Raw genomic sequence first — 13,156 nt, forward strand, 5'->3', positions numbered from 1 at the left:
TCATGACCCAACGGCGGCGTATTGCCGCGAGGGCAGGTTTTTGAATGCCGTCAACGCACGTGTACGGGAAGCACTCAGGTCGACGATCGGTGAGGGGTAATCCACAACACCGAAAAGACCGCCGAGATTGGCAGGGTTGTGCACGTCTTTTTTATTCAATCCGGCCAGTTCCGGCAGCCATTGCTTGATGAATACGCCTTCGGGGTCGAACTTTTCCGACTGGTTCAGCGGGTTGAAAATCCGGAAGTAAGGCGCCGAGTCGGTGCCGGTGGAGGAACTCCATTGCCAGCCACCGTTGTTCGCCGCCAGGTCGCCATCGATCAGGTGACGCATGAAAAAGCGCTCGCCTTCGCGCCAGTCGATCAACAGGTTCTTGGTCAGGAACATCGCCACCACCATGCGCAGGCGGTTGTGCATCCAGCCGGTTGCCAGCAGTTGGCGCATGGCGGCGTCGATGATCGGCAAACCGGTACGCGCCTGTTGCCAGGCGGCCAGTTCTTCGGGGGCGTTGCGCCAGGCCAATGTTTCGGTTTGCGGACGAAACGGGCGGTGTCGGGAAACCCGAGGGTAGCCCACCAGGATGTGTTTGTAGAACTCGCGCCACAGCAGTTCGTTGATCCAGGTGACGGCGCCGGCCCTGCCGCTTTCGAATTCACCTTGATTGCTGTTCAAGGCCGCGTGCAGGCACTGGCGCACAGAAATCACCCCGGCGACCAGATAGGCCGAGAGCTGACTGGTGCCGGGCTTCGCCGGGAAATCCCGTTCGCTTTGGTAGCGCTCGATCTGCGCCTCGCTAAAGCTGTCGAGGCGATGCCGGGCTTCGGTCTCGCCCGCCGGCCACAGGTTGCGCAGGTTCTCATCGGGCATTGCGAAGCCGTCGACACTCGCGGGGATCGCATCGCTGGCAATGTTCAGTGGCGCTTGTTTGTGCGGCGCGCAGACCAGGCTGGGCAGCGAGTGGTGCAGTCGTTCGTAGCAGGCTTTGCGGAACTGGCTGAAGACCTGAAAGTAAGTGCCGGTGCGGGTCAGCACGCTCCCGGGCTTGAACAGCAATTGATCGAGGTAGCGGTGAACTTCGATGCCTTCGGCCTTTAGCGTCTGGGTGACGGCTACATCGCGGCGGGATTCGTGGATGCCGTACTCTTCGTTGAGGTACACAGCGTCGATCTGCAACTGTCGGCACAGTTTCAGCAACATGCTGGGAGCCTCATCCCAGCGCGGTGCCTGGCGGACCAGCAGGGGAATGTTCAGTTGACCCAGTTCGCGGCTCAACTCGCGCAGGTTACGCAGCCAGAAGTCCACTTTGCAGGGCGCATCGTCGTGTTCCAGCCATTGTTCCGGGCTCAGCAGATACACCGCCACGCAGGGACCGCGAGCCGCGGCGGCCGAGAGAGCGGTGTTGTCATGCAGGCGCAAGTCGCTGCGTAGCCAGATCAATTGCATTTTGGTAACCACGTGATTCATTTAAATCAGCCCGCGCTGAACGAATGCCTGATGGGCCGACAACGGATCCTTGGCCAGGTACAGATCAGCGATCTGGGCAGTACTTGCGGACAACTCGGCGTGGTGGATGCATACCGTTGGTCCGGCAATCATTTTTGGGCAACTGATGCCTTTGAGAAGTCTCAGCAACTGCACCGGATTCTGGGCTTTGCTTGAGTAGAGCAGAACCCCGCGGGGTTGTAGAAGTTCGACCGCCAATGCCAGTTCGCCGACAGGCAACGGCCAATCGAAGACCTCCACCGGGCAATCCGCGCTGCTGATCAGCCAGGCCGTCAGCCAAAGGTGCGGCTCCATGGGCAGGTCCGAGTGGTTGACCAGCAGTAGCGGCGCAGTGCGCAACTGACGATTGTTGTGGTAGATGCGCGCACCGAACTTGCTGCGCAGCCAGGCACAAAAAAAGCCCCGCTCCATCTGTGCCCCGAACTGGCCTTGCCAGCGTTGCTCCAGAGCGGACAGCAAGGGCATCAGCAATTGCTCGCACAGGGTTCGCGGCGGATACAGCGCCATCGCCTGATTGACGCTGTCATCCAGGGCGCGTTCCTGCAATCGGCTGACCGCCTGCAGCAACGTTTGCAGCAACGCGTGCCAATCGTTGTCGACGGACTCGCTGAAGGCTTGCGGCGTGTCGAGCAATGGCTTGACCTGGCTGACGGCAACGCCGCGGTTGAGCCAGGTGAGGATGGTCTGGATGCGTTGTACGTGGTCGGCCGAGAACAATCGATGGCCCTTGGGCGTGCGTAGCGGCACGATCAGACCGTAGCGCCGCTCCCAGGCGCGCAAGGTCACGGCATTGACCCCGGTTTGCCGCGCCACTTCACGGATCGGCAGCCAGCCTTCGTCCAACGCCTTTTTCAAGTCATCGCCGAGGTCTTCGCTGGCACTGGTGTCGAGTGATTTTTCCATCAGATGGCATTTCGCAGGCTGAGGTTTTCCGGGTGCGGTTGCAGATAGACCTGCTGTGCGATGTACGGATCGGGGTGTTGGCGAAAGTGATGTTTAAGCAGTGTCAGCGGCACCACCAGCGGCACGATGCCCAGGCGGTACTGGCTGATCACCTGCTGCACTTCCTGCTTGTCTTCGCCGCTGATGGCCTGTTTCAGGTAGCCACTGAGGTGTTGCAGGACGTTGGTGTGAGTGCGACGTGTGGCGCATTTTTTCAGCGCCACCATCAGTTCGCTGAAATAGCGGGGGCCCAGTTCCTGCGGATTGGTTTTGCCCATGGTGCCCAGCAGGTGGCCCAGGGTTTTGTACTGCACCGGGTTGTGGGCCATCAGCAGGTATTTGTAGCGCGAATGAAAGTCCATAAGACTGCGCCGGGTCATGCCCTCTTGGCGTAGCAGCTGCCAGGCGCTGTAGGCGAACACGCGGGTGAGGAAGTTTTCCCGCAACACCGGATCGTTGAGCCGGCCGTCTTCCTCCACCGGCAAGTCCGGGTGCCGCAGGCAGAAGGCCCGGGCGTAGATCCCGCGCCCGCCAGCGTCCGCCCGTGCGCCATTGGCGTGGTAGACCTTGACTCGCTCCAGGCCGCAGGACGGAGAATTCTGCATGAAGATGTAGCCGCAAATATCCCCCAGATGCGCTGCCATGTCCCGGCCGTAGGTGGCCAGCGGTTGTGTCACGTTAAGGTTGTGATCGAGACTGCCCACGGCTTCGTGTTGATCTGCACTGCCCACCAGCCGAATCGGTTGGCGGGGGACGCCCAGGCCGATGGCCACTTCAGGACAGACCGGGATGAAATCGAAGTAATCAGAGAGGGTGCGGCTGCACAATCGCGATTCCTTGTGTCCGCCGTTGTAGCGCACGTCGAGCCCCATCAGGCAGGCGCTGATGGCGATTTTCGGTTTGGTGGGGGCGTGGAGCATCGGAGCACCTCGAATCTGAACCTGTACAAAAATTGGTGTCTGTACAAGATAACTTCATCATAGATTCGAAGTTGTACAAGTCAATTTTTTTGTACAGTTTTTCGATGGTGCAATGCCCTGTAGGAGCTGCCGAACGCGGCCCGAGCCTTCGGCAGCTCCTACGGTTCATTGCAGGTGCGCATGCAAGCGGCGCGCGGCTTCCTGACCGCTGAGCCAGGCCCCTTCGACGCGCCCGGACAGGCACCAGTCGCCACAGGCGTACAGCCCCAGGTCGGCATCGGCCAGGGTGCCCCATTCGTGACTGCTGGCGGGGCGGGCGTAGAGCCAGCGGTGGGCGAGGCTGAAGGTCGGTGCGGGCATGGAATCGTGCAGCAGTTCGGCGAAGGCGCCATGCAGTTGTTCGATCACGGCTTCCTTGGGCAGGTCAATGTGCTGGCGACTCCAGGCGCTGGTGGCGTGCAGCACCCAGGTGTCGAGGGTGTTGTCGCGCCCGGGTTTGCTGCGGTTGCGGGCCAGCCAGTCGAGTGGGCTGTCCTGGACGAAGCAGCCTTCCATGGGCGTTTCCAGCGGCGTTTCGAAGGCCAGGGCGATGGCCCAGGTCGGGTCCATTTTCACCCCGGCGGCGGCACCCGCGAGTTTTGGCGCTGTTGCCAGCAGAGCCGTGGCCTGTGGGGCCGGCGTGGCGATGACCACGTGGCTGAACGGTCCGTGGGTGAAGCCCTCGGCGTCCTGCAGGTGCCAGTGCTCTTCACCGCGGTAGACCTCGGTGATACGGCAGGCGAAATGCACTTCAAGGTCACCGAGCAGGGCGCGGGTGATGGCACTCATATGCGGCGTGCCGACCCAGCGGGTCTGCTCGTCCGGCGACAGGTTAAGCTGGCCGCCATGATAGGTGTACAGCTGCGGCGTCCACTCGGCGACCCAACCCTCGGCTTGCCAGCGCTGGACTTCGGTGACAAAGCGCCGGTCACGGGCGGTGAAATATTGCGCGCCCATGTCCAGCGCCCCCGCATCGCTGCGCTTGCTCGACATGCGCCCGCCACTACCGCGGCTTTTATCGAATAATTGAACCACATGCCCGAGGTCAGTCAGAGCCTGGGCGGCGGAGAGTCCGGCAATGCCGGTGCCAATGATTGCGATAGGTACAGTCATAGGGGCCTCGTTTACCTTTCTGTACAGACTACGCCGGGGTTCAAACCTGTACAATAATGATTTTTGGTATAACTTTTAGCGTTCTTGTTCTGAGAGCTTGGCCTATTGTTAAACATAGAGCCTGCTCGATACCAAAGATCCCTGCTTATAAAAATAGACTAATGGACAGGGTAAAACGCCACGCGAGGAAGAAGTCATGCACATATTGCTGACCGGCGGTACTGGTTTGATAGGACGTCAGCTTTGCCGGCACTGGTTGGCTCAGGAATATCGCCTGACAGTCTGGAGTCGCCGGCCTGAAAAAGTCGCGAAAATATGTGGTGCCCAAGTGCGTGGAATTGCCCGGCTGGAGGATCTGGGGCAGGAGCCGGTGGATGCGATCATCAACCTTGCCGGAGCTCCGATCGCCGACCGACTCTGGACGCATAAGCGAAAAGCCTTGTTGTGGAGCAGTCGCATCACGCTCACCGAAACCCTGCTGGCGTGGCTCGAAAGTCGCGAGCAGAAACCCCGGGTCCTGATTTCCGGTTCGGCTGTCGGCTGGTATGGCGACGGCGGCGAGCGTGAACTGACCGAGGATTCGGGGCCGATCAGTGAAGACTTCGCCAGCCAGTTATGCATCGCCTGGGAGGAGACTGCACAGCGGGCCGAAGCGATGGGCATTCGCGTCATTCACATCCGTACCGGGTTGGTGCTGTCGGCGGAGGGTGGCTTTTTGTCGCGGCTGTTACTGCCATTCAAACTGGGTCTGGGAGGGCCGATCGGCAGCGGCCGGCAGTGGATGCCGTGGATTCATATCGACGATCAAATCGCCCTGATTGATTTTCTTCTGCATCGCAACGAGGCCAGCGGTCCCTATAATGCGTGCGCGCCCAAACCGGTGCGCAACCGCGAGTTTGCCAAGGCGCTGGGCGACGTGCTGCATCGCCCGACGTTCATGCCGATGCCGGCCTTCGCATTGAAGGTAGGGTTGGGCGAGTTGTCCTTGCTGTTGCTGGGCGGTCAGCGCGCCACCCCGGTGCGTTTGTTACAGGCTGGTTTCACTTTTCAGTTCACGGATTTGCGCGCGGCTCTGGACGATCTGTCCGGTCGCCTTTGAAATAGGACGTTGCATGACCGATCACGCGTTGCTTCTGGTCAACCTGGGCTCGCCTGCCTCCACTTCGGTGGCGGATGTGCGCAGTTACCTCAATCAATTTTTGATGGACCCGTACGTGATCGACCTGCCATGGCCGGTTCGACGCTTGCTGGTGTCGCTGATCCTGATCAAACGTCCCGAGCAGTCGGCCCATGCTTATGCCTCGATCTGGTGGGACGAGGGCTCGCCGCTGGTGGTGCTCAGCCGTCGCCTGCAACAAGCCATGAGCGCCCAGTGGCACCACGGCCCGGTCGAACTGGCCATGCGTTACGGTGAGCCTTCGATCGAATCGACACTGGTTCGCATGGCTGGGGCGGGGCATAAGCGAATCACGCTGGCGCCGCTATATCCACAGTTCGCCGACAGCACCACCACCACGGTCATCGCGGAAGCCAAACGCGTGGTGCGCGAGAAAAACCTCGACGTGCAGCTGTCGGTGCTGCAACCGTTCTACGACCAACCGGAATACCTCGATGCGCTGGTGGCCACGACCAGGCCCTACCTGGAGCAGGATTTCGATCATTTGCTGATGAGCTTTCACGGCTTGCCGGAACGGCATCTGAAGAAGCTCAACCCAGGTCACAGCTTCGAGGGTGGTGGTGATTGCTGCGCCGGCGCGCCGCCGGAGGTGGTCGCCACCTGTTATCGCGGCCAATGCCTGCGCACGGCGGCAGAGTTTGCCAAGCGTATGGGGCTGCCGGAGGGCAAGTGGTCGGTGTCGTTCCAGTCGCGTCTGGGGCGCGCCAAATGGATCGAACCCTACACCGAAGCGCGTCTCGATGAGTTGGCCAAAAGCGGCGTGAAAAAGATTCTGGTGATGTGCCCGGCGTTCGTTGCCGATTGCATCGAGACACTGGAAGAGATCGGTGATCGCGGCAAGGAGCAATTCCGCGCAGCGGGAGGGAAGGACCTGGTGCTGGTGCCGTGCCTCAACGATGACCCGCATTGGGCGCGGGCGTTGAGTGCGTTGTGCGAGCGTGCGCCGTTGGCGCTTTAAAAGCTTCGCCGGCAAGCCGGCTCCTACAGGTTTTGCATAGAACTTGTAGGAGCGGGCTTGCCCACGAATGCTATCTGACTGGCAACAAAGATCTCAGGTCTTCATCCAATCAGATCAGCGGCTCCTGCGCCTTCTTGTGCTTCCAGCTGTCATTGCCCGGCAGGATCAGGTTCAAGCCAATCGCCACCACTGCGCACAGCGCGATGCCCTTGAGGCCGAAATCGTCCGGCCCGGTGCCGGTACCGATCAGCACGCCGCCGATCCCGAACACCAGGGTCACCGAAACAATCACCAAGTTGCGCGCCTCGGCCAGATCGATCTTGTGGCGGATCAGCGTGTTCATCCCCACCGCCGCAATCGAACCGAACAACAGGCAGAGAATCCCGCCCATCACCGGTACCGGAATGCTTTGCAGCAGTGCACCGAACTTGCCGATAAACGCCAGGCTGATGGCGAAGATCGCCGCCCAGGTCATGATTTTCGGGTTGTAGTTCTTGGTCAGCATGACTGCGCCGGTCACTTCGGCGTAGGTGGTGTTGGGCGGGCCGCCGAACAGACCGGCCGCCGTGGTGGCAATGCCGTCGCCGAGCAGGGTGCGGTGCAGACCAGGCTTTTTCAGGTAGTCGCGGCCGGTCACGCTACCCACGGCAATCACGCCGCCGATGTGTTCGATGGCCGGGGCCAGGGCTACCGGAACGATGAACAGGATCGCCTGCCAGTTGAATTCCGGCGCGGTGAAGTTCGGGATGGCGAACCAGGGTGCCGCGGCAATCTTCGCGGTATCGACCACGCCGAAGTAGAACGCCATGCCGAAACCGACCAGCACGCCGGAGATGATCGGCACCAGGCGGAAGATGCCCTTGCCGAAAACCGCGACGATCAGTGTGGTCAGCAGCGCCGGCATCGAGATCATCATCGCCGTCTGGTAATGAATCAATTCACTGCCGTCGCCGGCCTTGCCCATGGCCATGTTGGCGGCAATCGGCGCCATGGCCAGGCCGATCGAGATGATCACCGGTCCGATCACTACCGGCGGCAGCAGGCGGTCGATGAAACCGGTGCCTTTGATCTTCACCGCGAAGCCGAGGAAGGTGTAGACGAAACCCGCCGCCATCACACCGCCCATGGTCGCGGCGAGGCCGAATTGGCCCTTGGCGAGAATGATCGGGGTGATGAAGGCAAAGCTCGATGCCAGGAACACCGGCACCTGACGCCCGGTGACGATCTGGAACAGGATCGTCCCCAGGCCGGCCGTGAACAGCGCCACGTTCGGGTCAAGGCCGGTGATCAGCGGCATCAACACCAGGGCACCGAAGGCCACGAACAGCATCTGTGCGCCGGACAGCACCGTGCGCCAGAGCGGATCGTTGAACTCTTGCTGCATGCTCACGCGTCCTTCTGCTTGGTGCCGAAGATCTTGTCACCGGCATCGCCAAGCCCTGGGATGATGTAGCCGTGTTCGTTCAGTTTTTGATCAATGGAAGCGGTGTAGATGATCACGTCCGGGTGAGCTTTCTCTACGGCGGCGATGCCTTCTGGCGCGGCGACCAGCACCATGGCGCGGATGTCCTTGCAGCCGGCTTTTTTCAGCAGGTCGATGGTGGCTACCATCGAGCCGCCGGTGGCGAGCATCGGGTCGATGATCATGGCCAGGCGTTCGTCGATTTCCGGTACCAGTTTTTCCAGATAGGTGTGGGCTTCGAGGGTTTCCTCGTTACGGGCCACGCCGACGGCGCTGACTTTGGCGCCCGGGATCAGGCTGAGTACGCCTTCGAGCATGCCGATGCCGGCACGCAGGATTGGCACCACGGTGATTTTCTTGCCAGCGATTTTCTCGACCGACACAGTGCCGCACCAGCCTTCGATATCGTAGGATTCCAGCGGCAGGTCTTTGGTAGCTTCATAGGTCAGCAGGGCGCCGACTTCCTGAGCGAGCTCACGGAAGTTCTTCGTGCTGATGTCTGCGCGGCGCATAAGGCCAAGTTTGTGACGGATCAGCGGGTGGCGGATCTCATGGATGGGCATGGTGAAAGGCTCCGGCGGCGGGCAAAAAAACCGGTCTAGATTAATCTATCCGAGGGTGTTGTCCTATAGACATGCAGTACGTTAGTCCACAAAGGCTTGATCTGGCCTCGCTTGATGCGTACCTTTGCCCGCTTTTCCGAATCCGTCCCTCCCCTCAACCCCCCTGGAGAGCGCCATGTCCGCTGATCTCGAGCATATCCGTCAAATCATGCGAGAGGCTGACTGCCTGTACACCGAAGCTGAAGTCGAGGCGGCCATCGCCCGCGTCGGTGCACAAATCAACGATCAACTGGCGGACAGTAACCCGGTGGTGTTCTGCGTGATGAACGGCGGGCTGATTTTCTCCGGCAAGCTGCTGACCTATCTGCACTTCCCGCTGGAAGCGTCCTACCTGCACGCCACTCGCTATCGCAACGAAACCAGCGGCGGCGACCTGTTCTGGAAAGCCAAGCCGGAAGTGTCCTTCATCGACCGTGATGTGCTGATCATCGACGACATCCTCGACGAAGGTCACACCCTGGGCGCGATCATCGACTTCTGCAAACACGCTGGCGCACGTAAAGTGCATACCGCTGTGCTGATCGACAAAGACCACGACCGCAAGGCCCGTCCGGATCTCAAGGCCGATTTCGTCGGTCTGCCGTGCATCGATCGCTACATCTTCGGTTACGGTATGGACTACAAAGGCTACTGGCGTAACGCCAACGGGATTTTCGCCGTTAAAGGAATGTAAGACATGGATACGCCTCGCTTTCTGGATCAGACCTTGTTCGCCGAGCTGGCCGGGAAAGCCGCGGCCAATCCTCGTGGGCGTCAGCATCACAACTTCCATCAGATGGAAGACGCATGCCATCGCATGGCGGTGGGGCTGCAGCCGTCCACATATATCCCGCCTCACCGGCATTTGGGCGACAACAAGGCCGAAACCCTGTTGGTCCTCAAGGGCCGGCTGGGCGTGTTGATCTTCGATGAGACCGGTGCGGTGCTGAGCAAGACCGTGCTGCAGGCCGGTGGCGACTGTGTTGGCGTGGACCTGCCTACGGGCGTGTTCCATGGCCTGGTGGTGCTCGAAGCCGACAGCCTGATGTTCGAGTGCAAGGCGGGTCCCTATCGTCCGGTCGGCGAAGGTGAGCTGGCTCACTGGGCGCCGCGTGAAGGCGAACCTGGTGTGGCCGAGTATCAGGCCTGGATGCGCGCGCAGTTCGATTGAACGGTACCCTGTGGGAGCGAGCTTGCTCGCGATGGCTATGTCACTGACACATTGATGCTGGATGTGCCGACGTCATCGCGAGCAAGCTCGCTCCCACAGTGGTTTCTATGCACTGAACCACTTCCTTCAGCCCATGGTAAAGTGCCCGGCCCCGATTCCGGAACCTGTCATGAGCCGTTTGATCCGCTGCTGTGCCGCCCTGTTGCTGACCTTCAGCCTGCCCCTGGCCGCCGCGCCGGCGCCCATGCATGCGCAGTTTCTGCCGCCTGATGACCTGACCCTGCGTGACAGCGAGCCTGAGCAGCAGCAACTGATGCAGGTCACCGATTATTCGGTGGTGGTCGGTGCCCAGCGTCAATCCAATCAACAGCCGATTCCGGTCACGTCGCCTTTAATGATTCGTCTCAAGGGCAAACCCTTGAACAAGGGCGCCACCATCAGTCAGGTGCTGGTCAACTTCGATGGTGAAAGCAAAAGCCTGAAGAAGCCGGTCTACGACGACAAGAGCAAAACCCTGACCCTCTATTACCCGCTCGCTCAATACCGCGTGGTGATCGATTTGCTGCGCAATGACACGGTGTACTGTCAGTTTCTCAGCTACGCCAATGGGCATGTCTGGGCTGATCTGCACACCGGCAGCACTCGTCCGCGTTGAGCCTTGTGCCTGCGCAGGGGTAAACTGCCCGCCCCGTGTAATGTCTGCGAGCTGGAGTCGGCAATGCGTAAAGATAAAAAACAAGTGATTGGTGACGAGATCGGCGATGAGCAGATCAAGTTGTTCCTCGATTTCGAACCGGTCGACGCGACTTCTCCGTCCCTGCACAAACTGGTCAAGGCCTACCGTGGCCTGCGCATCGACGATTTCGAGCGTTTCCTGACGTTCTTCGTCGAAGCGGGTTACGACGTGAATGGCAAGGATGAGCACGGCAATGACTTCGTCGCCCTGATCAAGGATCAGCGCAATGCTGCCGAGTACATCGAGCTGATCAACAGGGCTCGCGGTTAAGATCTTTTAAAGGCACAAAAAAACGCCCCGCCCTCAATGAGGACGGGGCGTTTTTCATGCGGCCGAATCAAGCGTAGCTTTCGGTCTCGTTACTGGCTTCAACCAGTTCCAGCGCGACGTTGTTGTGTGCATTGATCTTGCGATACAGCGCAGCGTCGGTTTCCAGAACCTTTTCCCGGGCCGGGAAGATTTCGGCCAGTTTGGTGGCCCATTCGCCCTTGGCTTTGCCCGGGAAGCATTTTTCGATCAGCTCAAGCATGATCGAAACGGTCACCGAGGCACCTGGCGAAGCGCCGAGCAGTGCCGCGAGGGAACCGTCCTTGGCCGCGACCAGTTCGGTACCGAATTGCAGGACGCCGCCTTTTTTCGGGTCTTTCTTGATGATTTGCACCCGTTGGCCGGCCACTTCCAGGCGCCAGTCTTCGGCTTTCGCTTGCGGGTAGAAGCGACGCAGGGATTCCAGGCGCTGCTCCATCGACTGCATCACTTCGCTGACCAGGTACTTGGTCAGGTCCATGTTGTTTTTTGCCACGGACAGCATCGGCCCGATGTTGCCGGCACGAACCGACATCGGCAGATCCATGAAGGAACCGTGCTTGAGGAACTTGGTGGTGAAGCCGGCGTAGGGTCCGAACAGCAGGGACTTCTTGCCTTCGACCACGCGGGTGTCCAGGTGCGGTACGGACATTGGCGGCGAACCCACGGCAGCCTGGCTGTAGACCTTGGCCTGGTGGTGCTTGACCACTTCCGGGTTGTCGCAACGCAGCCACTGGCCGCTGATCGGGAAGCCGCCGAAGCCTTTGCTCTCTTCGATACCAGAGGCTTGCAGCAGCGGCAGTGCCGCACCGCCCGCGCCGAGGAAGACGAATTTTGCATCGACTTCACGGGTGTTGCCGCTGTTGACGTCCTTGATGCTGACGGTCCAGCCACCGTTGCTGCGCTTGAGGCCGGTCACGCGCTTGCAGTACTTGACCTGGGCATCGGGTGCGCTGGTCAGGTGCTTGAGCAACTGATTGGTCAGGGCGCCGAAGTTGACGTCGGTGCCATTGATCACGCGGGTCGCGGCGAGGGTTTCGCCAGGATCGCGGCCAGGCATCATCAGCGGCATCCACTCGGCCATCCTGGCCTTGTCTTCGGTGTATTCCATGTCCGCGAAGGCGTGGTGCTTGCTCAGCACCTTGAAGCGTTCCTTGAGGAAAGACACGCCACTTTCGCCCTGCACGAAACTCAGGTGTGGCACCGGGCTGATAAACGATTTGCACGAGCCGAACGTGCCTTTCCTGGTCAAATACGACCAGAACTGCTTCGACACCTCGAACTGGGTGTTGATGTGCACGGCTTTCTTGATGTCGACGGTGCCATCGGCGGCCTGCGGCGTGTAGTTGAGCTCACACAGCCCGGCGTGGCCGGTACCGGCGTTGTTCCACGGGTTGGAACTCTCCGCGGCACCGGAATCCATCAGCTCGACGACTTCCAGCTTGATCGCGGGGTCGAGCTCTTTGAGCAGTACCGCCAGGGTGGCACTCATGATGCCGGCCCCAACCAGTACTACGTCGACTGCTTCGTTATGCGCCATTTAACGCGTCTCCAAAATCTGCAGCACCAAATTGTCGGCATGGCTGCCAGGCGTTCCGGGGCGTGTCAGTGATGCCCCTGGTTCTCTTGGCAGTGTCGCCATGTCCGAATCTTCGCAATTTATCGCAACTTCGACGGACGCTACCTGCCGGGCCTATGAGCCATATGAACTCATTTCAGCGCGCGGGAGGCAATTCGACTTATGGTCGATACATCCGTTTGTGCAACCAAATCCGTAGCGGACAGGCTTCAGGCTCCGGTTTTCGAGGAGTACTCGGTCCTGTGTCGTTGGGCTGTTGTAGACGCTAATGGTGCATGTTCAGACGCAAAACTATTCATTTGCTCGCCACACTCTTGTGAAGTTGTGAAAACCCGTTTTTTTCACGCTCTTTTGAAGACGTGAACCTCAAAAAGGGCTGTCCCAGCCTGGCACCGTGCCCGGATGAAATTGCCGCCATGGGATACAAGGCAGGCAAAACGGGCAGACAGCTCAGTGACCGAGCGTAATGACAGCTCTGCAGATTCGCGAAAAGTGGAGGTTTTGCTCAACAAAACAGCAAGCGCGCCAGCTTCACTCGATCTGTGTGGGCGGCTCTCTGTGGGCGGTGCGGGGTGTCAATACAAGCGCATTGACGATGCTGCGAGGCCCGATCAGGAGACGTCCTTATAATCGGGGGGAGATTGTATC

Annotated in this window: 13 protein-coding genes; 6 read left to right on the plus strand and 7 right to left on the minus strand. The window is 60.0% G+C overall.

Going from position 1 to position 13,156, the window contains the following annotated elements; genetic code table 11:
* The 4 genes from phrB to ACM6IK_RS14615 all read right to left on the minus strand — a co-directional run bounded on the left by phrB (nucleotide 1) and on the right by ACM6IK_RS14615 (nucleotide 4,517).
* Nucleotides 1–1,443 (minus strand): deoxyribodipyrimidine photo-lyase, encoded by a 1,443-nt coding sequence (phrB, locus tag ACM6IK_RS14600; protein ID WP_414874900.1) that lies wholly within the window; start codon nucleotides 1,441–1,443, stop codon nucleotides 1–3.
* A 21-nt stretch (nucleotides 1,444–1,464) separates the two neighbouring features.
* Entirely contained in the window at nucleotides 1,465–2,406 is a 942-nt protein-coding gene (locus ACM6IK_RS14605; protein WP_414874901.1) for a MerR family transcriptional regulator, read from the minus strand.
* Nucleotides 2,406–3,365: a YbgA family protein gene (locus ACM6IK_RS14610; RefSeq protein ID WP_414874902.1), complete on the minus strand. Its 960-nt coding sequence runs from the start codon at nucleotides 3,363–3,365 to the stop codon at nucleotides 2,406–2,408. Before ACM6IK_RS14610 ends, ACM6IK_RS14605 begins: the two co-directional genes overlap by 1 nt.
* Before the next feature lie 165 nt (nucleotides 3,366–3,530).
* On the minus strand, nucleotides 3,531–4,517 hold the full coding sequence (locus ACM6IK_RS14615; RefSeq protein WP_414874903.1) for an NAD(P)/FAD-dependent oxidoreductase: 987 nt from the start codon (nucleotides 4,515–4,517) through the stop codon (nucleotides 3,531–3,533).
* 196 nt (nucleotides 4,518–4,713) lie between these two features.
* On the opposite strand from ACM6IK_RS14615, the gene ACM6IK_RS14620 reads away from it, so the two are divergent.
* Both ACM6IK_RS14620 and hemH read left to right on the plus strand, forming a co-directional pair.
* Nucleotides 4,714–5,616: a TIGR01777 family oxidoreductase gene (locus ACM6IK_RS14620; RefSeq protein ID WP_414874904.1), complete on the plus strand. Its 903-nt coding sequence runs from the start codon at nucleotides 4,714–4,716 to the stop codon at nucleotides 5,614–5,616.
* Nucleotides 5,617–5,629: 13 nt separating this feature from the next.
* Nucleotides 5,630–6,652: a ferrochelatase gene (gene hemH / locus ACM6IK_RS14625; protein ID WP_414874905.1), complete on the plus strand. Its 1,023-nt coding sequence runs from the start codon at nucleotides 5,630–5,632 to the stop codon at nucleotides 6,650–6,652.
* A 109-nt stretch (nucleotides 6,653–6,761) separates the two neighbouring features.
* On the opposite strand, the gene ACM6IK_RS14630 is transcribed toward hemH, so the two are convergent.
* Nucleotides 6,762–8,036, minus strand: coding sequence for a uracil-xanthine permease family protein (locus tag ACM6IK_RS14630; protein ID WP_414874906.1), 1,275 nt, complete (start codon nucleotides 8,034–8,036; stop codon nucleotides 6,762–6,764).
* A gap of 2 nt (nucleotides 8,037–8,038) precedes the next feature.
* The gene (gene upp / locus ACM6IK_RS14635; protein WP_108214877.1) at nucleotides 8,039–8,677 is read right to left on the minus strand and encodes a uracil phosphoribosyltransferase; all 639 of its coding nucleotides are present in this window, start codon (nucleotides 8,675–8,677) and stop codon (nucleotides 8,039–8,041) included.
* Between the two features lie 175 nt (nucleotides 8,678–8,852).
* Here upp and ACM6IK_RS14640 point away from each other — a divergent pair, with 175 nt between their 5' ends.
* The 4 genes from ACM6IK_RS14640 to ACM6IK_RS14655 all read left to right on the plus strand — a co-directional run bounded on the left by ACM6IK_RS14640 (nucleotide 8,853) and on the right by ACM6IK_RS14655 (nucleotide 10,893).
* Complete coding sequence (locus tag ACM6IK_RS14640) at nucleotides 8,853–9,410, plus strand: hypoxanthine-guanine phosphoribosyltransferase (RefSeq protein ID WP_008045996.1); 558 nt, start codon at nucleotides 8,853–8,855, stop codon at nucleotides 9,408–9,410.
* Between the two features lie 3 nt (nucleotides 9,411–9,413).
* A complete protein-coding gene (locus ACM6IK_RS14645; RefSeq protein WP_218426678.1) occupies nucleotides 9,414–9,887 on the plus strand; it encodes a WbuC family cupin fold metalloprotein in 474 nt (157 codons plus the stop codon).
* A 169-nt stretch (nucleotides 9,888–10,056) separates the two neighbouring features.
* A complete protein-coding gene (locus ACM6IK_RS14650; protein WP_414874907.1) occupies nucleotides 10,057–10,542 on the plus strand; it encodes a hypothetical protein in 486 nt (161 codons plus the stop codon).
* Between the two features lie 63 nt (nucleotides 10,543–10,605).
* Complete coding sequence (locus tag ACM6IK_RS14655) at nucleotides 10,606–10,893, plus strand: PA4642 family protein (RefSeq protein WP_414874908.1); 288 nt, start codon at nucleotides 10,606–10,608, stop codon at nucleotides 10,891–10,893.
* 67 nt (nucleotides 10,894–10,960) lie between these two features.
* Here the strand turns inward: ACM6IK_RS14655 and mqo are convergent, their stop codons facing one another.
* Nucleotides 10,961–12,469, minus strand: a complete 1,509-nt coding sequence (gene mqo / locus ACM6IK_RS14660; protein WP_414874909.1) for a malate dehydrogenase (quinone) — start codon at nucleotides 12,467–12,469, stop codon at nucleotides 10,961–10,963.
* Nucleotides 12,470–13,156 lie beyond the last annotated feature (687 nt).

This window comes from Pseudomonas sp. IT-196MI5 (assembly GCF_949767415.1).
Classification (GTDB): Bacteria; Pseudomonadota; Gammaproteobacteria; order Pseudomonadales; family Pseudomonadaceae; genus Aquipseudomonas.